Origin of the sequence: Variibacter gotjawalensis (assembly GCF_002355335.1) — a bacterium.
GTDB lineage: Bacteria > Pseudomonadota > Alphaproteobacteria > Rhizobiales > Xanthobacteraceae > Variibacter > Variibacter gotjawalensis.
Genome location: NZ_AP014946.1, coordinates 506,820 through 529,655, shown reverse-complemented (window position 1 = coordinate 529,655; position 22,836 = coordinate 506,820). Strand labels below are relative to the sequence as shown.

The 22,836-nt window shown below is 63.9% G+C and carries 20 protein-coding genes; 9 read left to right on the top strand and 11 right to left on the bottom strand.

Annotated elements, in window-relative coordinates; all coding sequences use genetic code 11:
- The first annotated feature begins 2 nt into the window (after window positions 1-2).
- From argH to GJW30_RS02540, 4 genes are all read left to right on the top strand, one after another.
- Window positions 3-1,394, top strand: coding sequence for an argininosuccinate lyase (argH, locus tag GJW30_RS02555; protein ID WP_096351248.1), 1,392 nt, complete (start codon window positions 3-5; stop codon window positions 1,392-1,394).
- A gap of 98 nt (window positions 1,395-1,492) precedes the next feature.
- Window positions 1,493-1,804, top strand: a complete 312-nt coding sequence (lptM, locus tag GJW30_RS02550; RefSeq protein ID WP_096351246.1) for an LPS translocon maturation chaperone LptM — start codon at window positions 1,493-1,495, stop codon at window positions 1,802-1,804.
- 13 nt (window positions 1,805-1,817) lie between these two features.
- On the top strand, window positions 1,818-3,086 hold the full coding sequence (gene lysA / locus GJW30_RS02545; RefSeq protein WP_096351243.1) for a diaminopimelate decarboxylase: 1,269 nt from the start codon (window positions 1,818-1,820) through the stop codon (window positions 3,084-3,086).
- Between the two features lie 84 nt (window positions 3,087-3,170).
- Complete coding sequence (locus GJW30_RS02540; protein ID WP_096351240.1) at window positions 3,171-5,750, top strand: TIGR02302 family protein; 2,580 nt, start codon at window positions 3,171-3,173, stop codon at window positions 5,748-5,750.
- Here the strand turns inward: GJW30_RS02540 and GJW30_RS02535 are convergent, their stop codons facing one another.
- Window positions 5,751-6,785 carry an FxLYD domain-containing protein gene (locus tag GJW30_RS02535; RefSeq protein WP_096358616.1) on the bottom strand — a complete coding sequence of 345 codons (1,035 nt, stop codon included), beginning with the start codon at window positions 6,783-6,785 and terminating at the stop codon, window positions 5,751-5,753.
- A gap of 169 nt (window positions 6,786-6,954) precedes the next feature.
- Here GJW30_RS02535 and ftsE point away from each other — a divergent pair, with 169 nt between their 5' ends.
- From ftsE to GJW30_RS02515, 4 genes are all read left to right on the top strand, one after another.
- Window positions 6,955-7,614, top strand: coding sequence for a cell division ATP-binding protein FtsE (gene ftsE, locus GJW30_RS02530; protein WP_096351238.1), 660 nt, complete (start codon window positions 6,955-6,957; stop codon window positions 7,612-7,614).
- Window positions 7,601-8,644, top strand: a complete 1,044-nt coding sequence (locus tag GJW30_RS02525; protein ID WP_245408631.1) for a cell division protein FtsX — start codon at window positions 7,601-7,603, stop codon at window positions 8,642-8,644. The genes ftsE and GJW30_RS02525 overlap by 14 nt, the downstream gene beginning before the upstream one ends.
- Window positions 8,645-8,702: 58 nt before the next feature.
- The gene (locus GJW30_RS02520; protein ID WP_096351235.1) at window positions 8,703-9,398 is read left to right on the top strand and encodes a YdcF family protein; all 696 of its coding nucleotides are present in this window, start codon (window positions 8,703-8,705) and stop codon (window positions 9,396-9,398) included.
- Window positions 9,399-9,481: 83 nt separating this feature from the next.
- Window positions 9,482-10,225 (top strand): lysophospholipid acyltransferase family protein, encoded by a 744-nt coding sequence (locus GJW30_RS02515; protein WP_245408630.1) that lies wholly within the window; start codon window positions 9,482-9,484, stop codon window positions 10,223-10,225.
- A gap of 15 nt (window positions 10,226-10,240) precedes the next feature.
- Here the strand turns inward: GJW30_RS02515 and GJW30_RS02510 are convergent, their stop codons facing one another.
- The 4 genes from GJW30_RS02510 to acs all read right to left on the bottom strand — a co-directional run bounded on the left by GJW30_RS02510 (window position 10,241) and on the right by acs (window position 16,100).
- Entirely contained in the window at window positions 10,241-11,416 is a 1,176-nt protein-coding gene (locus GJW30_RS02510; RefSeq protein WP_130364722.1) for a YbfB/YjiJ family MFS transporter, read from the bottom strand.
- Between the two features lie 46 nt (window positions 11,417-11,462).
- Window positions 11,463-12,194, bottom strand: coding sequence for a hypothetical protein (locus GJW30_RS02505; protein ID WP_130364720.1), 732 nt, complete (start codon window positions 12,192-12,194; stop codon window positions 11,463-11,465).
- Between the two features lie 133 nt (window positions 12,195-12,327).
- The gene (locus tag GJW30_RS02500; protein WP_096351226.1) at window positions 12,328-13,959 is read right to left on the bottom strand and encodes an alkaline phosphatase D family protein; all 1,632 of its coding nucleotides are present in this window, start codon (window positions 13,957-13,959) and stop codon (window positions 12,328-12,330) included.
- Window positions 13,960-14,159: 200 nt separating this feature from the next.
- Window positions 14,160-16,100, bottom strand: a complete 1,941-nt coding sequence (gene acs / locus GJW30_RS02495; protein ID WP_096351224.1) for an acetate--CoA ligase — start codon at window positions 16,098-16,100, stop codon at window positions 14,160-14,162.
- A gap of 169 nt (window positions 16,101-16,269) precedes the next feature.
- Here acs and GJW30_RS02490 point away from each other — a divergent pair, with 169 nt between their 5' ends.
- Complete coding sequence (locus GJW30_RS02490) at window positions 16,270-17,487, top strand: Zn-dependent hydrolase (RefSeq protein ID WP_096351221.1); 1,218 nt, start codon at window positions 16,270-16,272, stop codon at window positions 17,485-17,487.
- A gap of 51 nt (window positions 17,488-17,538) precedes the next feature.
- Here the strand turns inward: GJW30_RS02490 and GJW30_RS02485 are convergent, their stop codons facing one another.
- From GJW30_RS02485 to GJW30_RS02460, 6 genes are all read right to left on the bottom strand, one after another.
- Window positions 17,539-17,988, bottom strand: a complete 450-nt coding sequence (locus tag GJW30_RS02485; RefSeq protein WP_096351219.1) for a DUF805 domain-containing protein — start codon at window positions 17,986-17,988, stop codon at window positions 17,539-17,541.
- Between the two features lie 126 nt (window positions 17,989-18,114).
- Complete coding sequence (dapD, locus tag GJW30_RS02480; protein ID WP_096351216.1) at window positions 18,115-18,957, bottom strand: 2,3,4,5-tetrahydropyridine-2,6-dicarboxylate N-succinyltransferase; 843 nt, start codon at window positions 18,955-18,957, stop codon at window positions 18,115-18,117.
- Window positions 18,958-19,112: 155 nt separating this feature from the next.
- The gene (locus GJW30_RS02475; protein WP_096351214.1) at window positions 19,113-19,769 is read right to left on the bottom strand and encodes a 3-oxoacid CoA-transferase subunit B; all 657 of its coding nucleotides are present in this window, start codon (window positions 19,767-19,769) and stop codon (window positions 19,113-19,115) included.
- A gap of 10 nt (window positions 19,770-19,779) precedes the next feature.
- Entirely contained in the window at window positions 19,780-20,463 is a 684-nt protein-coding gene (locus tag GJW30_RS02470) for a 3-oxoacid CoA-transferase subunit A (protein ID WP_197703799.1), read from the bottom strand.
- A gap of 236 nt (window positions 20,464-20,699) precedes the next feature.
- On the bottom strand, window positions 20,700-21,674 hold the full coding sequence (locus GJW30_RS02465; RefSeq protein ID WP_096351208.1) for a tripartite tricarboxylate transporter substrate binding protein BugD: 975 nt from the start codon (window positions 21,672-21,674) through the stop codon (window positions 20,700-20,702).
- Between the two features lie 33 nt (window positions 21,675-21,707).
- Complete coding sequence (locus GJW30_RS02460) at window positions 21,708-22,784, bottom strand: tartrate dehydrogenase (protein ID WP_096351206.1); 1,077 nt, start codon at window positions 22,782-22,784, stop codon at window positions 21,708-21,710.
- Between the last annotated feature and the right edge of the window lie 52 nt (window positions 22,785-22,836).

Here is a 22,836-nt window from a genome sequence, read left to right as displayed (position 1 = left end):
TCATGAGCAACAAAATGTGGGGTGGGAGGTTCGCCTCCGCGCCCGACGCCATCATGGCGGAAATCAATGCCTCAATCGACTTCGATCGTCACCTGTTCCGGCAGGACATCGCGGGCTCGAAGGCTCACGCCGCCATGCTGGCCAAGCAGGGCATCATCGCGGCCGACGATGCCCAGAAGATCACCGAGGGTCTAGATAAGATCCTGGCCGAGATCGAGGCGGGCAACTTCAACTTTCAGCGAGCGCTGGAAGACATTCACATGAACGTCGAGTCGCGGCTTGCCGAGATGATCGGTGCGCCGGCCGGGCGCCTGCACACCGCGCGCTCGCGCAACGACCAGGTCGCCACCGACTTCCGCCTCTACGTGCGCGACACTGTCGATCAGCTTGACGCGCAGCTCGCCGATTATCAGCAGGCGCTCGCCGAGCGCGCGCTGGAGCAGGCCGGCACCGTGATGCCGGGATTCACGCATCTGCAGACCGCGCAGCCGGTGACGTTTGGTCATCATCTGCTGGCTTACGTCGAGATGACGGCGCGCGATCGCGGTCGGCTTGCCGATGCGCGTAAGCGCATGAATGAATCGCCGCTCGGTGCGGCGGCTCTGGCCGGCACGTCGTTCCCGATCGACCGCCATGCGACCGCGAGCGCTCTCGGCTTCGCACGGCCGATGGCGAACTCGCTCGATGCGGTTGCGGATCGCGACTTCGTGCTCGAAGTCTTAAGCGCCGCAAGCATTGCGGCCGTGCATCTTTCGCGCTTCGCCGAAGAGATCGTGCTGTGGACCTCGCCGATTGTCGGCATGCTGAAGCTGTCGGATAAGTTCACAACCGGTTCGTCGATCATGCCGCAGAAGCGCAATCCGGATGCGGCCGAGCTGGTGCGCGCAAAGACCGGCCGCATCGTCGGTGCCCTCAATGCGCTGATGATCGTGATGAAGGGTCTGCCGCTGACTTACCAGAAGGATATGCAGGAGGACAAAGAAGGCGCGATTGACGCGCTGTCTTCGCTCTCGCTCTGCATCACCGCAATGGCCGGCATGGTGCGCGACATGCAGCCGGAGCCGGCACGCATGAAGAAGGCGGCGGGCGAAGGCTACGCGACCGCGACGGACCTTGCCGATTGGCTCGTGCGATCGCTCGGCATTCCATTCCGCCAAGCCCATCACATCACGGGCAGCATCGTCGCGGCGGCCGCGAAGGACAATCTGCCGCTGCACAAAGTGCCGCTTGCGACCATGCAGGGCGTCGAGCCGGGCATCACGGACGATGTGTTCTCGGTGCTGTCGGTGGATCGTTCGGTGAAGAGCCGAGTCTCGTTCGGTGGCACGGCGCCGTCCAACGTTAAACGTGAAGCTAAGAAGTGGTTGAAGTTGCTTGAGAAAGAGAAGAAGTAGCGGAGATGCGACAGTGCCGCGCAATGCATGTTGCGCGGCTCGCAAGTCGGCCCCGATCTGCTATGCTGTTGTTATCGCGCCGGAGTTTCGTGAGCCTCATGTCGTATCGCTTTGCCCGTCTGATCGCCGTCGTTGCCTTGCCGTTGCTGGTGGCAGCCTGCGGCGTTAAAGGACCGCTCGAGTCGCCGCTGCAGGCGCAGCTCGACGAGGAAAAGCGAGCGACCGCCGAACCGCTGCCGCAGGCAAGCCAGCCGGTTTACGGCTCGCGCGCGCCGGGCGCTGTAGGCGCAAAAGTCGGCCGCGATCTGCCGAAGAATCAGTCGACGACGGGCGCCGGCACGCAATCGGGCGCCGTCATCAATGCACCGGCCGCCCGCCAGTCGAGCCCGCTCGATTTCCTGATCAACTGACCGCCGCCTCGCCATGCATCACTTCGCGTATCGCAACGGCGTGCTGCACGCCGAAGGCGTCAGTCTGACGACGATCGCCGAACAAGTCGGCACGCCCTTCTATTGTTACTCGACTGCGACGCTGGAGCGGCACTACCACGTATTCGCGGGCGCTTTCGCTGATGTCGACGCGCTCGTTTGTTACGCGATGAAGGCGAATTCCAACCAAGCCGTGCTGCGTACGCTGGCGCGGCTGGGTGCCGGCGCAGATGTGGTTTCGGGCGGCGAACTCAAACGTGCCCTTGCAGCGGGTATTCCGCCCGAGCGCATTATGTTCTCGGGCGTCGGCAAGACCGCGCAAGAACTCGCGATGGCGGTCGACGCGGGCATCTTCTGCATCAACGTCGAGTCCGAGCCTGAGCTGCAGCAACTTTCGCAAATCGCATCTTCTAAAGGTCGGACCGTGCAGGTTTCGCTGCGCGTCAATCCGGATGTCGATGCAAAGACGCATGCGAAGATTGCGACCGGAAAATCCGAGAACAAATTCGGCATCCCGATCAGCGTCGCGCGCGACGTCTATGCGCGTGCCGCGAAATTGCCGGGCCTCAAGATCTCCGGCGTCGACATGCATATCGGCAGCCAGATCACGGACCTGCAGCCGTTCGACGATGCGTTCGCGCTGCTATCGGATTTCGTGCGCACGCTGCGCGGCGACGGACACGCGATCAGCCATGTCGATCTCGGCGGCGGGCTCGGCATTCCGTATCGCGATTCGAACGAGCCGCCCCCTCTGCCGGACGCCTACGCTTCGGTGGTGAAGAAGGCGACGCGCGATCTTGGCTGCAAGCTTGTGTTCGAGCCCGGCCGCTTGCTGGTCGGCAACGCCGGTATCCTCGTGACGAGCGTGATCTTCGTGAAGCACGGCGAGGCGCGGAACTTCGTCATCGTCGATGCGGCAATGAACGACCTCATCCGCCCGACGCTTTACGAGGCCTATCACGAGGTCATGCCGGTCGACGAGCCGAAGGGCGATGCGCCACGCATCCGTGCCGACGTGGTCGGGCCGGTGTGCGAAACCGGGGATTATCTGGCGCTCGGAAGGGATATGGCGGAACCGCGACCCGGCCAACTTCTCGCCGTGATGTCGGCCGGCGCGTACGGCGCCGTGCAGGCCGGAACGTACAATACCCGCGCATTAGTGCCGGAAATACTGGTGAATGGCGACGACTGGGCGGTGGTACGCCCACGCCTCGAAACCGACGAACTCATTGCGTTAGATCGCATTCCTGGCTGGTTGACCTAACCAAGGCGTGACCCTGGTTGGCCCGGCCCTTGCTGGTTATTCCCGGCAATCCCGTGCTAGACTGCGCCCTACCAGGAGAACGCTTTGACGGATCATGACGTCGCCCGCCGCCAGGCCGGCAGCAATGCTCCCCGCAGTTTCTTGTCGCGTGCGCTGACACGCGCCTATTGGGCGCTCACATGGGAGCGCCTCTGGCCCCGCCTTTCGCTGCTCGCAACCATCGCGGCGCTGTTCCTCGCCGTGTCTTGGGCCGGCGTTTGGCAGATGATCCCGGTCTATGGCCGTGTGGTCGTTCTCATGCTGTTTGCCGGCGCGTTTAGCGCGGCGCTGTTCCAATTCATCCGCTTCTCGCTGCCGAACCGCCGCCAAGCGCTGCAACGCGTCGATGCGTCGAGCGGTGTCGCGCACCGCCCCGCTACAACGATGACGGACCGCATCGCGGGCGGCGCCAACGACGACGGCTCCCGCATGCTGTGGGACACGCATGTCGCGCGCGCTGCGGCCTCCGCGAGCCGGCTCAAGGGCGGTACGCCGAAGCCCGGCCTCGCGCGCCTCGATCCGTTTGCACTCCGCGCGCTGGTCGCGCTGCTGCTGGTCGCCTCGTTCGTCGCGGCCGGCGGCGATCGCTGGCGGCTGCTCAAGTCCGCGTTCGACTTCCGCGGCGCCATCGCGAGCGCGAACTATCGCGTCGATGCTTGGGTGACGCCGCCAAACTACACGGGCCGGCCGCCCGTTCTGTTGGCCGGCATGCGTGCGGGCGAGCCGTTGAAAGATGCTGCGCCGGTCGCGGTTCCGGCCGGTAGCGTTGTCGTCATTCGCGCCAGCGGCGTCACGCTCGACATCGCGTCGCGCGGTGTGACCGAGGCGCCGACCGAAGAGGGCGCCGCCAAGCCGGTCGCCGGAACCACGGAGCATCGCTACACGGTTGGCGCTTCCGGCACGATCACCGTGCGCGGCGCGGGCCGAGAGATCGTCTATGCGTTTAACGCGATTCCGGATCGCGCGCCGACGATTGCGCTGGCGAAAGACCCGGAGCCACAAGCACGCGGCGCCGTGCAGCTGACCTATCGCATCGAAGACGATTACGGCGTCACCAAAGCCGAAGCAACCTTCGCGCCGAAGACGGCGCGGGCAAAAGCGCGGCCGCTCTACGGCGCGCCCACGCTTGGCCTGACCTTGCCGCAAGCGCGCACGCGCAACGGCGTCGGCCAAACGATGAAGGATTTCTCCGAGCATCCTTGGGCCGGCACTGAAGTCGTGATGACCCTCGTCGCCCGCGACGAAGGCGGCAACGAGGGAAGTAGCGAGCCGCATACTTTCGTGCTGCCGCAGCGGCCGTTCTATAAGCCGCTGGCGCGCGCGCTGATCGAACAGCGCCGCATCCTCGCGATGGATGCGGAGATGCGTGATCGCGTCGCACGCGCCTTCGATGCGCTGACGATCGCGCCGGAACGCTTCACGCCGGAAGCCGGCATTTATCTCGGCCTCCGCACGATCCATCAGATGATCGTGCGCGCGAAGAGCGATGAAGACTTGCGTGCCGCCGCCGATCGCATGTGGCAGATGGCGCTCGCGATCGAAGACGGCAACGTCTCGGACGCCGAGCAGGCGCTGCGCGCCGCGCAAGATGCGCTGCGTCAGGCGCTCGAAAACGGAGCCAGCGAAGAAGAACTCAAGCGCCTGATGGATAACCTCCGCGCCGCGCTCGAAAAATACATGCAGGCGCTGAACGAAGAGATGCGGAAGAATCCGCAGGCGCAGCGTCCGCTCGATCGCAACGCGCGCGAGATCCGTCCGCAGGATCTGCGCAGCATGCTCGACAAGCTCGAGAACCAAGCGCGCTCCGGCAACAAGGATGCGGCGCGCGCGATGCTCGATCAGCTGCAGCAGCTCCTCGAAAATCTGCAGACCGCGCGTCCCGGCCAGCAGGGCGAAGACGGCAACGACGACATGTCGGCGCTCGACGAACTCGGCGATATGATCCGCCGCGAACAGCAGTTGCGCGATCGCACGTTCGGCCAAGGCCAAGACCAGCGCCGCCAGGGACAGCGCGGGCAGCGTGGTCAACGCGGCCAACAAGGTCAGCAGGGACAACAGGGCCAGCAGGGCGAGCAGGGAGAAGGCCAGCAAGGCATGGGCGACATCCAGCGCGACCAGCAGCAGCTGCGCGAGCGCCTCGGTAAGTTGCTCGACGAGCTACGCAAGCGCCAGCAAGGCCAGCCCGGGCAAGGCGGCCAGCAGCCCGGTCAGGGCGGCGACGGCAGCAACCCTCTCGGCGAGGCTGAGCAGGCGATGCGCGAAGCCGAAGACGCACTCGGCCAAGGCGATGCAGAGGGCGCGGGACGTGCGCAGGGCCGCGCCGTCGAAGCGATGCGCCGCGGCGCCGGCAATCTCGCACAGCAGATGCAGCAGGGCGGGCCGAACGGCCAAGGTCCGAATGGCCAGCCGGGTCGCGGTCAGGCGCGCGCGAACCAGGAAACCGATCCGCTCGGCCGTCCGCTGCGTGGGCGCGATTATGGCGACGACGTCACCGTGAAGGTGCCGGGCGAGATCGACGTGCAGCGCGCACGCCGCATCCTCGAAGAGCTGCGCCGCCGCTTCTCCGATCCCGGCCGTCCGCAGCTCGAGCTCGAATACCTCGAGCGGCTGTTGAAGGATTTCTGATTAAGGCGTCGCCGTATCGCGGCCGCTGACGAAGCGGACTTGGATGTCGTGCGCGTTCGCGGGCGGTGAGGCGACGCGGGAGCGGAACGGCAGCGTCTCGCCCGGCGCCAGGGAGGTTTTTCCGGCGGCGGTGGCCCAGGTGAAGACTTCGGCGCCGCCGGCATCCAACAAAGCCATCCGCAGCTTCGGCAGGTCGACCGGTTTGCGCGTCCCGTTGGCGATCGAGCCGGTGACGACGAGGACGTCGATGCCGTCCTGTTTCTCTTGCGCGGTGCGAACATCCGCGAAAGTGAGGCCGCGCACGTTCACGGGCAACTTAAACGCGGCGTAGACCCCTGCAGTCTGCGGTGCGAGGCGCACGACGTCGACACGCATGACGACAAGCCCAACGATCGCGGCGGCAAGACTCGCTGCCGCATAAGGCCAGCGCGCGCGCTTCGGACGATCCTTCTTCTTCGCAGCCGGTTCGTCCTTGACGAGGCGCAGCGGCGCAGCCGGTTTTTCGGGCGGAGCATCGGCGGCCAAAGCCGGAACGCCGCGTACGAAAGCTTCGAGGTCCTCGAAGGTCTCGGTTTTGGATTCGATGATTGCGAGAGCCGTGGAAGGCTCGGCGGGCTCGGCGGCTTCGCTCACCGGCGCTGCGAACAGTTTCGGCTCCAGGGCGACCTTTGCCTCGACGGGGCGCTTTGCCTCGGCGGGACGGGCCGGCGCCTCGACGATGCGAACGGGTTCGGCTTCGGGAGCATAGCGGAAGACTTCCGGCGGCGGCTCATAAGGGTCGCGCGGCGCGGGTTTGGTGATTTCTTCGTAGAAGACCTCGATGTCGATGATGTCGCGCGGCTCACTCCGCGTTCTGGGGCTCGCTTCGAGGACGATCGAGGAACGGCGCGGCGTCTGCGGTCCGAGCGCCGGCGGGTCGGCTTCGTTGGGGGCCCACATCGTGCGGCAATGGGCACAGCGAATGAAACCGCCCTCGGCAAGCTCCGAGACGTCGAGGTCATATCCGGCGGCGCAATGGGGGCAGTCGATCAGCATGTATCGAATCGGTGTCCGAAGCCTTGTTGCGCTACCCTAAGCCGAACTTTGTTAACGGATCGGAAACCATAAAAATCCACAGGCTTCGGGGGTCTTATCGTTAATGCGTCCTTAAGCCGACACGCCGAAACTCTCGCGGAGAGTCATTGCGCGCGTCGAGGAATATTGCGTGGTCCGGTTTGAGAATGTGAGCGTGCGTTACGGTGAGGGGGCCGAGGTCTTGCGTGACCTCAGCTTCGATATCCGGCCGGGCTCGTTTCAGTTTCTCACCGGGCCGTCGGGCGCCGGCAAGACGTCGCTCCTCAAGCTGCTGTTTATGTCGCTGAAGCCGAGCCACGGGCGGGTCGAACTCTTCGGCCACGACACCGATAAGCTCTGCAAGGAAGACCTCGCGGTGCTGCGCCGGCGCGTCGGCCTCGTCTTCCAGGATTTCCGTCTGCTCGACCATCTGACGACGTACGAGAATGTCGCGCTGCCGCTGCGCGTTCTCGGCCGCACGGAGGCGAGTTACCGCAACGAAGTCGTCGAACTGTTGCGCTGGGTCGGTCTCGGCGATCGCTTGACCGCGTTGCCGCCGACGCTGTCGGGTGGCGAGAAGCAACGCGCCGCGATCGCGCGCGCCGTCATCGCGCAGCCCGAACTGCTGCTCGCCGACGAGCCGACCGGCAACGTCGATCCCGCGATGGCGCAGCGGCTGCTGCGGCTGTTCGTCGAACTCAATCGCTCCGGGACGTCAATCGTCATCGCGACGCACGATCTCGCGCTGATGGATGAATACGACGCGCGCCGCATGGTGCTGCACGAAGGACATCTCCATGTCCTTGACTGAAGCGCGCGACCGCTATCCCGTCGTCGATCTGCAGAAACGTAAACGCTCGCTGGCAACGCCCGTCATTCCGGTGCCGGAGCCGGTGAAACCGCGCCCTGTGCCGCAGCGTGCCGCGCCGCAGCCGAAGCAGAAATCCGCACGGCCGTCGCCGTTGATCCAACCGAAATCGATTGCGGGACGTTCACTCATCGCCGTCATCGCGATCATGACGTTCCTGGCGTCGCTGACGCTTGGCGTCGTCGTGCTGGTGCGCACCTCTGCAAGCGACTGGCAGGCGGAAGTCTCGCGCGAACTGACCGTGCAGATCCGTCCGGCGGATGGGCGCGATATCGAGGCGGATGTCGCGGCGGCCGAAGCGTTGCTGCGCAATGCGCCCGGCATCGCGCGGGCGCGCGCCTATTCGCTTGCCGAATCCTCGCAGCTGCTCGAGCCGTGGCTCGGCAGCGGCGTGCAGCTTTCCGGCCTGCCGGTGCCGCGTCTGATCGTCGTCAACGCGATGCCGGATACGATCGTCGACATGGCGGCGCTCAAAGCGCGGCTGCTCACGGCAGTGCCGACGGCATCGCTCGACGATCATCGCGCCTTCATCGAACGCATGCGCCACATGACTCGCCTCGCTGTTCTCACCGGCACGACGGTGCTGCTGCTGATGCTCGGTGCGACGGTTCTCTTGGTCGGCTTCGCGACGCGCGGCGCGATGGCCAGCAATCATCAGATCGTCGAGGTGCTGCATTTCGTCGGCGCCAAGAACCGTTACATCGCGGGGCAATTCCAGCGGCACTTCCTGCGGCTCGGCATGCGCGGGGCGATCATCGGCGGCGGAGCCGCCATGCTCGTCTTCGTTGCGCTGCGGTATTCGTCGGCGCCGCTCGGCGCCACCACCGAAATGGAACTCGCATCGATGTTCGGGACTTTGTCGCTTGGGCCGAACGGCTATGCAGGCATGACCGGGGTGATTATCCTGGTCGCGGCTGTCGCCGGGATGACCTCGCGATGGACCGTACATCGCACGCTAAAGACTTTGGATTGACGGTATTGCCTTCATCCTTTGCCCCATTTTCGCGCTAGATAATTCTTATGTGAACGTCATGTCGCACGATCTCACAGCGACCGATCCGACGAAGCCGCCCATCCTGGTACGCGCCATGCGCCGCACCGTGATTCTGGCGGTTTTGACGGCTGTCCTGGTCTTCAGCGCAGGATTCGTGTGGTTCGCGGGCAGCATCGCGACGCGCGAGACGCGGCTCGTGCGCAACGCCGACGGGATCGTGGTTCTCACTGGGGGCTCGTCACGCGTCGACGACGCGGTTGAGCTGCTCTCGCGCGGTCACGGCAAGCGCCTGCTGATCAGCGGCGTGCATCGCATGACGTCGCCGCGCGATCTTGCGCGCATCTCGCCGAAATTCGAGCGCCTCGCCGAGTGCTGCATCGATCTTGACTACTTTGCCGTGAACACGCTCGGCAATGCGTCGGAGACGCAGCGCTGGACGCGCGAGCAGAACTTCAAATCGCTGATCGTCGTGACGTCGAGCTATCACATGCCGCGCGCGATGGCGGAGCTCTCGCACAAGCTACCGGAGGTCGAACTCATCCCGTTCCCGGTAGTGAGCGAGAAACTGCGCGAAGAGCCGTGGTGGGAGAGCCTGCCGACGGCTCGTCTCGTTGCGACCGAATACATCAAATTCGTCGTCGCCAAGCTGCGCATGCAGGTCGAACCGCCGGGCGCTACGCCCACTGAGGCCTCGTCCAGCCGCATGGGCGCGATGGCGGAACCAATCCCGTAGGGGACGGTCGAACCGATCCTGTAGCGTTTCCCTCTACGATTGAAATGCTTTAGCGTGCGGCCTCCGCAGCGCAAGGTTCTTTCGTGATCTATATTCGCTCGCTCGCCTACAACATCGTCTTTTTCACCAATCTGATCGCGCTGCTGATCGCCGCGACTCCGACATTCTTCATGCGCCGGCACGGCATCATCTATTTCGCCAAGCTTTGGGGTTTGTCGAGCCAATGGTGGCTGGAGAAAATCTGCGGCACGAAAGTCGAATTCCGCGGCCTCGAGAAACTGCCGAAGGGTGGTTTTCTCATCGGCTCAAAACATCAGTCGACGTGGGAGACTTGCCGCCTGATGCCGATCGTTCCGGATCCGGCTTTCATCTTGAAGAAAGAACTTCAGTACATCCCGGTCTTCGGCTGGTTCACGCGCGTCGGGGAAATGATCGCGGTCGATCGCAGCACAGGCGCGCAAGCCATTCCGTTGATGATGCAGCAGGCGCGCCGCGCGATCGACGAAGGCCGGCAGATCATCATCTTCCCGGAGGGCACGCGCCGCCCCGTCGATGCGCCGCCGAACTACAAATTCGGTATTGCGCGCATTTACGATGAGCTCAAAGTGCCATGTGTGCCGGTGGCGCTGAATGCAGGCCTGTTCTGGCCGCGGCGAAAATTCTTGCGCTTTCCCGGAAAGATCATCGTCGAAATTCTCGATCCGATCCCTGCCGGTTTATCGCCGCCCGACTTTCTCGCGCGGCTCCAAAACGATATTGAGACGGCGACGAATCGGTTGGTCGCGGAAGGCCGCGCCGACCCGGTCTATCAAGCGTCGCGAAGATAGGTAGCGGCCGAGCCGCTAGACTCGTGCTGGTCGGATCGACAACATCAACCCGGCCGCGACGAGCAATGCTCCCGCCGCCGCGAGGGTCGATGGCATGAAGCTTCCGATGCTGTCGAACAGCCAGCCCGCAAAAATCGGGCCGATGATTTGGCCGATGCCGAAGCCGACGGAAATTCCCGAGATGATGATGCGCGGATCCCCCGCCGCATGTTCGCGCGCCGCCGCGATGCCGAGCGGCGTCAGCGCGACGAATGTGCCGCCGAGCAAGACAGCGGCGAGTATCGCACCGGCCGGCTCCTGCCACAGCACGCTCGACGCAACGCCGATCGCTTCGGCGACGCAGGCGAGTGCGTAAGTGCGCTTCGGGCCGAGCTTTCGCGCGATGCGGTTCCACAGCGCGATCGACGGCGCGGCCGCAAGACCGACGATGATCCAGATCCAGAATTCGAGCGGTTGGATCGCCGGGTTGGCGCGCACAATCGCGACGAGGAACGTCACCGTAATGACGTAGCCGAAGCCGTAGAGCGAATAAGCGAGGAAGATGCGGATGATCGCGGAGTTTATCATGCCGCCGCGCGATCCTGATGCTGCGGCTGCCACAGGCGTGTCGGTGCGGGCCGGGATTAGCAGCGCGACCAGGAGGATCGATACAAGACCGGCGGCGCCGCAGGCCAGCCACAGACCATAAGGCCCGGCGCCACAGCGGATCATCACCGAGACCATGAAGGCCGAGCTCGCGATGCCGATGCCGACACCGGCGAATTGCACCGAGAGCAAGCCGACGCGTCCGGCTTGCGTCAGGCGATCAATCACAAGTGCGGCGAGGAAGACGAAGCCGATCGCACTCGCGACGCCGCCGACGAAGCGCAGCACGGACAGCACAAGGATCGAGGAGAAGAAGGCCAGCGCGCCGGTCGTCACCGCGCTGAGAGCGAGCATTGCGAGCGCCCAGGCGCGCCGCGAGCCTTTGATCCACGGCGTTGCGCCGATCAGAACGCCGGTGAGATAGCCGAGAAAGTTCGACGAGGCGATAACGCCGACTTGCCCTTTGGAGTAGCCGAGATGCTCGACCATCACGGGAAGGATCGGCGTGTAGACGAAGCGCCCGAGCCCCATATAGGTCGCCATCGCGACTGCACCGCCGATTGCGACGAGCAGTGGGTTGATGGGGTTTTCGCTAGGCGGGGCCACGATGCGCGCTGATTACCATAGCGCGCACCCCTACGCGACCCGCGTTTTACGCGCAGCCCTTCTGATGCGGCGACACACCACGCAGAAGAATGCCGAGATCGCCCGGCGCCGACCGCATGAAGCCGCCGAGATCGCTTTGGGCGAGATAACCGCGTTCGATCAGTCGCTGCACACCGAGCAGGACGCTTGAATCGGTTTCGTCGCTCGGCCGCGTTTTACGCTTCGGCAACGGCTGCATCGACTGATTGACCGTGATGCGCATCGTGTAAGTCTTCGGGGCCTGTTCCCAAGCCGCGCGGACCTTTTTCATCAGCGAGAAGTAGTTCTCGAGCGCATAGCGCAAATGCTGGCGATCCTTCGTTGCGCAGAAACGCTCCGGCCGCTCGCTGGTGAGGCAGGTCAGATACTCGGCATGCTGCGACAACAGCACCTCGCCCTCGGCGGCGCGTCGCCAGCCGGGGAAGTATCGGCGGCCGCCGATCGAACGGCTGACACACGTCTCGTGTGCTTCCTTCAAAACTGGATTGGGCGCGCCGACATGACGGAGCGATGTCTCCACGGTCGGATAAGCACCGCTATCCCACGGGGGCTCGGCGTTGCTGAGGGCGCTGTAAGCCGTGGCGCTGAGTCCGACGACGACCGCGGCTGCGATCAATGCGCCGAAGATCAAACGCCAATTCGGGCCGGCTTTATCGGTTGCTGTAGCGCTGGATATGGAAGCTGCGGCTGGCGATCCAACGGGGGTGGATGCGCGGCGGCCAAAGTAAAATTCGGTCATCGGCGGTTCTCTGCAGAAGCCAGTGGTGCAATGCAGGGAGCCTAGCCGAGAAGGATGAGAAATCCGCAAATCGCGTCGTAGCAAATCCGGCTGATCGCGATCAGCAACCGTTAACGCTGTGGCCGCTCAGCGCTTAGGACGGCCGCTTCAGCACAGTCGTGCGGAAGGGTTCGAGCGTGTCGATGGCCTCGACCGGCATGCGCCGATAGTTGAAGCCGAAATAGCGGATCGTGATCGCGTCCGGCGTGAAATCCGCGATGATGAAGCCGTTGTCCTCGATCGGCTTGAGCGCTTCCTGCAGGTCGAGCACGGAAGACGGCAACGCGCCGACGCCGCGAAAATTCGACGGCCAGCCGCGATCGGCGGTGCCGAGCGGGCCCGAGAGCACAGCGACGATCGGGTTGCGCGAGAAGTCGGCACGCCCGCTGCGATGGATGAAGCCTTCGCCGATCGCGTGGAGGTCGCCGCTGACGAAGAGCGGAACACGGCCCGGCATTTGATGTGCGGCGGTCAGCAACCGGTCATGCTGCTTGAGCCAGCCGGATTGCCAGTAGGGCTTCGCGACATCGATACCGAGCTTTCCGTCGCGCAGGACGTCCGGATACCACTCGCCCCATTTGCCGGCGCTCCAGCCCGGCGGATTGGACGGAACGTTGACGACGTGCGTCACGTCAGCCGCCGCCATGCGTTTCTTGAGCCACGTCTCGACAGTCGGGTCGAGGAAGACGGCGCTCGGTCCCGCCATCGTCATGGTGGGGCGAACGCTGTACATCAGGAGTTCGGCGAGCTTTCCGTATCGAAGCGTTCCGAACGTTTCCGAAACCCCGCGCGGTCGGTCGCCTGCCGACGATCCGGGCAAGCCGAGCGGACGTTCGCGGTCCGGCAGATACTCCGGGTAGTAAAGGCGCTGCGTGGTGCGCGCCATAGCGGTCATGAAGGCGTCGGGCGGGAAGGTCACGATCGCGTCCGTTGCTTCGTCGTTCTCGAAGTAATCGTGATCGTCCTGCATGAAGAAGACAGGGGTCGAGCGGCAAAGGGCGCCGTAGAGCGGCACGATCTGCGGCCCGGCGGCGCGCAGGAACGGCTTCTCGTTGATCGAGCCTAGCACCGGCTGTGCGCGATCGAATGCGCCGGCGTACTCGAGCGCTAAAGGAGATGCGCCGAGACCAGGCGATGCTTGCGGCGCTTGCAGGTCCCAGTAGATGTGGTCGCCATTCGCGATCAGGGCATCGGGCGCGAACGACAAACCGCGCGCGAGAAGGCGCCGCCGTATCTCGGCTGGCAGACGCACGTAACGGCCGGGTGCCGCCGTGCGGTTGAAGATGTCGTGGCCACCCGCGCAAGTGTAGATCAGCGCGCGGAAGGTTGCCGGCGTCGCGTCAGGGTGCGGAAACGTTTTGAGCGTCCAAGGCTCGCAGAGCGAGCGGCCATTGGTCGTGAGGGACAACGAATAGGTCGTGCCGGGCTGCAGACCGTCGGCATCGAATTGCCAGAAATCGGCGCCCGGCGCGGTCGCTTCGCCGCGCACGCTGTGATTGGGGCCGAGCGCTAGCGTCGGCGCGCTCTCGAGCGGGCGGACGAACGAGGCTTTGATCAGGATGCGGTCGTGGCTGACGGTTGGGAGAATGTGCGCGAGTTCGCCGGCGTCGTAGTTTCCTGACGCCGCTTTGGTGCGCTCCTGCGCCGCGGCCGGTCCTGCAATGTCGGACCAAATGGTGCCGGTCAGCGCGGCGCTGCCGATGACGAAGTCGCGGCGTGAAACCATGGCAATCTCTCAAGAAAACGATGCGAAAAAGAACGCTCCGATGATGTCACGCGTCGCGTGACCTGACTATGCCGATGTATAGATCGATCTCCCGTTCTTCACGGTACGCGGCAAATGCATTTCTCTCGGCGCGACGGCAAAAAGAAAAAGCGCCGAAGGACTGTCCTTCGGCGCTTGCCGTTCCGAAAAATCGAAGTCGCTTACGACTTCTTATTTTGCCGATTGTTCACGAGATCGTCGACGACGGCCGGGTCGGCGAGCGTGGACGTGTCGCCGAGGTTGCCGAAATCGTCTTCGGCGATCTTGCGCAAGATGCGGCGCATGATTTTGCCGGAGCGCGTCTTCGGCAGGCCGGGCGAAAATTGGATTTTATCCGGCGCCGCGATCGGGCCAATGTCTTTGCGGACATGGGCGACGAGTTCCTTGCGCAGCTCCTCGCTCGGCTCGACGCCGTTCATCAGCGTCACGTAAGCGTAGATGCCTTGACCCTTGATGTCGTGCGGATAGCCGACGACGGCAGCCTCCGACACCTTTTCGTGCAGCACCAGCGAGGACTCGACTTCCGCCGTGCCCATGCGGTGGCCCGACACGTTGATGACGTCGTCGACGCGGCCCGTGATCCAGTAGTAGCCGTCTTCGTCGCGGCGGCAGCCGTCACCCGTGAAATATTTGCCGGGATACGTTTTGAAGTATGTCTCGATGAAGCGCTGGTGATCGCCGTAAACGCTGCGCATCTGGCCGGGCCAGGAGTCCGTGATGCAGAGGTTGCCGCTCACCGCACCTTCGAGCGGCTTACCCTCCGCATCGACGATCTGCGGCTTGACGCCGAAGAACGGGCGCGTCGCCGAGCCCGGCTTGAGCTTCGTTGCGCCCGGCAGCGGCGTGATGAGAATGCCGCCAGTCTCGGTCTGCCACCACGTATCTACGATCGGGCAGCGGTTGTCACCGACAACGCGGTAGTACCACTCCCAGGCTTCCGGATTGATCGGCTCGCCGACCGAGCCGAGCAGCCGCAGCGAGGCGCGCGACGTCTTTTTCACCGGCTCATCGCCCGCTTGCATCAGTGCGCGGATCGCGGTCGGCGCCGTGTAGAAGGTGTTGACCTTGTGCTTGTCGATGACTTCCCAGAAGCGCGAATTCGTCGGGTAGTTGGGCACGCCTTCGAACATCAGAGTCGTCGCGCCGTTGGCGAGCGGTCCGTAGAGAATGTACGAGTGGCCCGTCACCCAGCCCACATCGGCCGTGCACCAGTAGATGTCGCCGTCGTGATAGTCGAAGACGTATTGATGCGTCATCGACGCGAAGACGAGATAGCCGCCCGTCGTGTGCAGCACGCCCTTCGGCTTACCGGTCGAGCCCGACGTGTAGAGGATGAACAGCGGGTCTTCGGCGTTCATCTCGGCGCACGGGCATTCGGCCGTCACGACGTCGGCGGCCTCGTGGTACCAAACGTCACGCACGGGATCCATCTCGACCGCGCCGCCGGTGCGGCGCACGACGATGACGTGATCGACGCCGCCGCTCTTCGCAATCGCGGCGTCGACGTTGGCTTTGAGCGGCACCTTGCGGCCGCCGCGCAGGCCTTCGTCGGCCGTGATGATGCATTTCGACTCGCAATCCGTGATGCGCTGCGCCAGTGAGTCCGGCGAGAAGCCGCCGAACACGACGGAGTGGATCGCGCCGATGCGCGCGCAGGCGAGCATCGCGTAAGCCGCCTCCGGGATCATCGGCATATAGATGGTGACGCGGTCACCCTTCTCGACGTTGCGGAGGCGCAGGATGTTGGCCATCCGGCACACTTCGTCGTGCAGTTCCTGATACGTGATCTTCTTCGACTCGGACGGATCGTCGCCCTCCCAAATGATCGCGACCTGGTCGGCGCGGTTCTTCAGGTGCCGGTCGATGCAATTGTAGGCGACGTTGGTGACGCCATCCTCGAACCACTTGATCGAGACGTCGCCGTTGTAGTCGGTGTTCTTGACCTTGGTGAACGGCGTCATCCAGTGGATGCGTTGTCCGTGCTCGGCCCAAAAACCGTTCGGGTCGTCGATCGAGCGCTGGTACATCGCTTGATACTTTGCATCGTCGATGTAAGCGCGTTTCGCCCAGGCGGCCGGAACCTCGTGCACTGCTTCGGACATCGTTTCACTCCCACTAGCCGTTCTGGCCCTCGTTGGGGCCGTATTATGCGAATCCCGCCTGCCGCCACAACCCAAGGGCATTCCCCCTTTGGTCGTGCGCCTTTCGTCTAACGTCTTCACACGAAATGGCAAAGTCTGCTTCAATCGCCCGAATAAGAACGGAGTTCACATGCCCGCTATCAAGCCCGACCGCGTCCTCGCCGACCTCTACAAGCTGCGCACCTTTGGTGAGTACAAAACCGGCGTGCATCGGCCGACCTTCTCGGATGTCGATATCGCCGCGCGCGAGTGGACCGTCGACCGCATGCGGGAAGCCGGGCTCACGGCTGAGGTCGACGGGATCGGGAATATTCTCGGCCGTAGCCCGGCCAAAGGCCGCATCATGCTGTCGGGTTCGCATCTGGAATCGCAGAACCATGCAGGGTGGCTCGATGGGCCGCTCGGCGTCATCTATGCGCTCGAAGCATCGCGCGCGATTGCGGAATCCGGGTCGGCGAACGGTGTGGATGTTGTCGTGCTGTGCGACGAGGAAGGGCATTTCGGCAGCTTCCTCGGCAGCCGCTCTTTCATGGACATATTGAAAGAAGAGGACATCGATCACGCGCGAGATCGCACCACGGGCGAGACGATGCGCGATGCGCTCAAACGCGCCGGTTACGCGGGACGTCCGCGCGTGCATATCGATACGAAACGGCACAGCGGATTTTTCGAAGCGCATATCGAGCAGGGCGATACGCTCGAACAATCCGGTTTCAAGATCGGCGTCGTCACGGCGATCGTCGCAATCTGGCAATACAAAATCACGGTGACGGGTGAGCAGAATCACGCCGGCACGACCGGCATGGCGCGGCGACGCGATGCCGGCTTGGCGCTGGTTCGTTTGCTGGCGGCGATCGACAAAAAGTTTCCGGAAATTGCGGGTCCACGCTCGGTGTGGACGACGGGCCGCATCACGCTCGACCCGGGTGGGCCGAGCGTGATTCCGGGCGGCGCCGAAGCGCTATTCCAACTCCGCGACGCCGATCCGAAAGTGCTCGAGCGTATGGACGTGGCGCTGCAGGAGCTTTGCGCTGCCGCGAACAAAACCGAGCGCTGCGTGCTGAAAGTCGACCGCCGATCGGCTTCGACTCCCGCGCTGATGAACGAGGGTTTGCAGAAGGCGCTCGATGCCGCAGCCGAAAAGTCAGCGCCTGGCAAGCATATGCGGATGCCGAGCGGAGCAGGTCACGACGCGCAGTACATGGCGCGCGAGATTCCGGCCGCGATGATGTTCGTGCCGTCGATCGGCGGCATCAGCCATCACTGGACCGAGAATACGTCGGACGAGGATATCGTACTCGGCGCGCAAGTGTTCGCCGATGCGATCGAGGCCGCGTTGAAGGCATGAAAAAAGCCGGCGCTTGCGGCGCCGGCTTTTCGTCTCCGAAGACTTGGACTGCTACGGCTGGCCTTGCAGCGGGTCCGGGCCGTGCTGGTTCGGGCCAACGGTGCCGCGCAAGCAGCCGAGTTCGACGAGCGACCAGATACCGATGCCGAGCTGGACGATGCCCAGCAGGTAATCGAGCGGGCCCATGTTCAACGGATTGCCCGTGATGCCGAGGACGTCGAACAGGCCGTTCACGAGCGCGGGCGCCAGCATGATGATGGCAAAGAAATCCGGACGGTCGCGGTCGTGCAGCCGCTTCACCATCAGGTTGTACGATGGGTACAGGAACAGCAGCTGGACGATGAAGACGACGATTTTCGCGCCGCGCCCGACCATGCCGACCGTGAAAGCGAGGAGGCCGATGACGACGATCGAGATCGCGATCATCACCAAGATGCCCATCCAGAAGGGCTTCCGGTTGATGCGTCCGTCTGAGCGCGTGAAGAGGTAGGCGAAATCCATCTGAGGCCCTTTCCTGATTGGCGAATCGACGCAGCTTTTCTACTGACGGTAGAAATAGACCGCAGCCGAGCGCCTGGAAACGGCCGGAAGGGCCGTTTCCACCTGTTTTGGGCCGAGTGTGGTGGATTAGTCGCGCAGAAGTTCGTTGATCGAGGTTTTCGAACGGGTGCGCTCGTCGACGCGCTTCACGATGACGGCGCAGTAGAGCGACGGGCCGGGCTGGCCGTTCGGAAGCGGCTTGCCGGGCAGGTTGCCGGAGACGACGACCGAGTAGGGCGGCACGCGGCCGACGAAGATTTCGCCGGTGTCGCGGTCGATGATCTTCGTCGACGACGAGATGAAGACGCCCATCGCAAGCACCGAGCCCTTGCCGACGACAACGCCTTCGACAACTTCCGAGCGTGCGCCGATGAAGCAATCGTCCTCGATGATGGTCGGGTTCGCCTGCAGCGGCTCGAGCACGCCGCCGATGCCGACGCCGCCCGAGAGATGCACATTCTTGCCGATCTGCGCGCACGAGCCGACGGTCGCCCAGGTGTCGACCATCGTGCCGGTGTCGACATAGGCGCCGAGATTGACGAAGGACGGCATCAACACGACGTTCGGCGCGATGTAGGCCGACTGGCGGACGACCGCGCCCGGCACGGCGCGGAAGCCGGCGTCACGAAAGCGGTTGTCGTTCCAGCCAGCGAATTTCGACGGCACCTTGTCCCACCAGTTTGCGTTGCCGGGACCGCCCGGGATGACGCTCATGTCGTTGAGGCGGAACGACAGCAGCACCGCCTTCTTGAGCCACTGATTGACATGCCATTCGCCGTTGTCACGCGGCTCGGCAACGCGGGCCTTGCCGCTGTCGAGCAGGTTGAGGGCTTCGCCGACGGCCTCGCGCACCGCACCTTTGGTGCCGGCGTTGACGTTGTTGCGATCCTCGAAGGCCGCTTCGATGGTGGCGGCGAGGTCCTTGGACATAATCTTTCCTTCTCCAAAACGACTGACATCAATCCTCATCCTGAGGAGCGGCAGGTCGCGAAGCGATCCAGCCGCGTCTCGAAGGACTGAGGCCCGGGCCGCCGCATCCTTCGAGACGCCGCTGCGCGGCTCCTCAGGATGAGGCGGAGAGATGCTTACTGTGTCGCGAGCTTCAGCGGCGCGTCCGTCACGCGCTGGAGTTCGTCGAGCGTCAGGCCCTGCACCATGTCGCGGACGAGGAAGCCGTCCGGCGTGACATCGAGCACGGCGAGGTTGGTGTAGACACGCGAGACCGCGCCCGGCGCGGTCAGTGGATACGAGCATTGGCGCACGAGCTTAGGCTCGCCTTGCTTCGTTGTGTGCTCCATCAGCACCCACAAATTCTTTGCGCCGGCCGCGAGATCCATCGCGCCGCCGACCGCCGGTGCAGTGTCGTTCTCGGACGTCGCCCAGTTGGCGATGTCACCGTTTTCGGCGACCTGGAATGCGCCGAGCACGCAGAGATCGATGTGGCCGCCGCGGATCATCGCGAAGCTGTCGGCGTGATGGCAATACGAGCCGCCGTTGCGCAGCGTGACCAGCGCCTTGCCGGCGTTGATGAGCCACGGATTGATCTCGTTGTCCTTCGGTGCCGGGCCCATGCCGAGAACGCCGTTCTCGGAGTGGAAAACGACCTCGCGTTCGACCGGGACGAAGTCTGCGACCAGCGTCGGCAGGCCGATGCCGAGATTGACGTACCAGCCTTCCGGGATATCCTTCGCGGCGCGCGCGGCCATCTGGCGGCGGTCATAAGGTTTGTAGGCTTGCGACATCGTTTGTCTCCTACGGATTGATCGGCGGATCGCCGTACGGAACATGCAGTACACGATTGACGAAGATGCCCGGCGTGACGACGCGCTCGGGATCGATCTCGCCGAGATTGCGGACATGCTGGGTCTGCACGATCGTCAGCTTCGCGGCCATCGCCATCACGGGATTGAAGTTACGGCCCGAGGAACGATACGTGAGGTTGCCCCAGCGGTCGGCTTCCCACGCTTCGACCAGCGCGACGTCGGCGAAGATCGCTTCTTCCATCACGTAACGGCGGCCATTGAATTCGCGTTCTTCCTTGCCCTTCGCGAGCGGCGTGCCGACCGAGGTCGCCGTGAAGAAGGCCGGGATGCCGGCGCCTGCCGCATGCATACGCTCGGCGAGCGTTCCCTGCGGAACGATTTCGAGTTCGAGCTTGCCGGCCTTGTAGAGTTCTTCGAAGACGACCGAGCCGGTGCTGCGCGGGAAGGAGCAGATGATCTTGCGCACGCGTCCGAGTTCCATCAGGCGCGCGAGGCCGACATGGCCGGTGCCGGCGTTGTTGGCAACGCAGACGAGATCGGTCGCGCCTTGTTCGATAAGGCCTTCGAGCAGTTCATTCGGCTGGCCGACGCTGCCGAAACCACCGATCAGCACGGTCGAGCCGTCGCGAATGCCCTGCATGGCCTCGGCCATGGTCTGAACGATCTTATTGATCATGAAGTGTGGTCGTTTCCCCGAATGCGAGGCCCCGTCGTGCCTAGAAACGGCAAATGAGTCAACGGAGACGGCGCAAATTCCGCCCTCATCCTGAGGAGGCGCGAAGCGCCGTCTCGAAGGATGGGCGGGCGACTTCAGCGATATTCCGGCCTCGATCCTTCGAGACGCAAAAGGCCAGCGTATGCTGGCCTTCCGCTCCTCAGGATGAGGGTTTTGCGATTGAGGGCTAGCCTCTAATTCCCCTTCGCGCCCGCGGCTTTCAAAAGCGCGGTCCAACGTTCGACCTCTTCGGTCAGATACGCCTTGTGCGCGGCCGGCGTCGCCTGATCCTGCGCGACCGGATCGGTGCCGAGGCTGGCGAAGCGCTCGACCACCTTCGGGTCTTTGAGCGAAGCCTGCAGGGCCGCGACGAGCTTGTCGGTCACGTCCTTTGGCAACCCCTTCGGCGCATACACGGCGTGCCACGCGGAGGCTTCGAAGCCCGGCAGTCCCGACTGGTCAAGCGTCGGCAGGTCCGGCAGCGACGAGACCTTCTGCTTGATCGTCACCGCATAGCCTTTGATCTTGCCGTCCTTGATCTGGTTCGTCGTGTTGGTCGTCTGGTCGCACATGATGTCGAACTGGCCGCCGAGCAGATCGTTCATCGCCGGCCCGGTGCCGCGATAGGCGACGCCCGTCATCTTGATGCCGAGTTCCTTGTCGAGCTTCAGCGCACAGAGATGCGAGGCCGAGCCGATGCCGGCGTGGCCGTAGCTCACCTTGGTGCCGTTCTGCTTCATCCAGGCGATGATCTCGGGGACCGTCTTTGCCGGAAGATCCTTCTTCGCGACGAGTGTCATCGGTACGTCGGTGATGCGGCCGATCTGATCGAAGTCATTGATCACGTGATACGGCAGATTGTCGTACAGCGCCGGCGCGGTCGCCTGCGCGACGTGCCAGACCGCGATCGTATAGCCGTCGGCCGGCGCCTTCGAGACGCGTGCCATGCCGATGGTGCCGCCGGCGCCGCCAATGTTTTCGACGATCACGTTTGTGCCGAGCGTGCGGCTCATCGACTCGGCGACAAGGCGCGCGACCGTGTCGGTCGGACCGCCGGCCGCTGCCGGGACGATGAGGGTGATCGGCTTGGCCGGATAGTTCTGCGCCTCGGCAGTCGCGACCGCGAAAGGCATGAGAGCGGCGAGAGCCAAAAGGTGACGGCGTTGCATAAGTCCTCCCGTTATCTTGCGCCTTTTGTAGCGCTATTCGTTGTCGCCCGCGAGCGCGGCGCACACCGCGTCGGTGACCTGGCGGGTCGTTGCCTTGCCGCCAAGATCCGGCGAATGCAGGCTTTTATCGGCCGTGACGCGCTCGATTGCGCGCATTAGCCGCGCCGCGGCTTTCGGCTCACCGAGATGCTCCAGCATCATGACGGCAGACCAGAACGTGCCTATCGGGTTGGCGATGCCTTTGCCCATGATGTCGAAGGCGGAGCCGTGGATCGGCTCGAACATCGACGGGAAGATGCGTTCCGGATTGAGGTTGCCGGTCGGCGCGATGCCGAGCGAGCCGGCGAGCGCGGCCGCGAGATCCGAGAGAATATCGGCATGCAGGTTTGTCGCGACGACCGTGTCGATCGTTTCCGGGCGCATCACCATGCGCATCGTCATCGCGTCGACGAGCATCTTGTCCCACTCGACGTCAGGAAATTCTTTCGCGATCTCGACCGCGATCTCGTCCCACATCACCATCGCGTGGCGCTGCGCGTTCGACTTCGTCACGACGGTGATTTTCTTGCGCGGCCGCGACTGCGCGAGGCGGAAGGCGAAGCGCATGATGCGCTCGACACCGGCGCGGGTGAACATCGCGACGTCGGTCGCGACTTCGATCGGAAGTCCCTTATGCGCGCGGCCCCCGACGCCCGCATACTCGCCTTCGGAATTCTCGCGGACGATGACCCAGTCGAGCTCCTTGTCGTTGACGTTGCGCAAGGGGCTCGTGATGCCGGGCAGGATGCGCGTCGGACGAACGTTGGCGTATTGATCGAACGGTTGGCAGATCGCGAGGCGCAGGCCCCAGAGCGTGATGTGGTCCGGCACATCCGGCGCACCGGCCGAGCCGAACAGGATCGCGTCATGATCCTTGATTTGATCGCGGCCGTTCTCGGGCATCATGATGCCGTGCTTCTTGTAGTATTCGGAGCCCCAATCGAAGTCATCGACCTTGAATGCGAAGCCGCCGTCGCGCTTGGCCAGCGCCTGCAGCACCTCGACGCCGGCCGACACGACTTCGGTGCCGATGCCGTCGCCCGGAATGGCTGCAATTTTATAGGTCTTCATGTCGCGCTGCTCCCGCATTTCTTCGTTGCGGGTGTTAGAGCGCGCGGTCAGG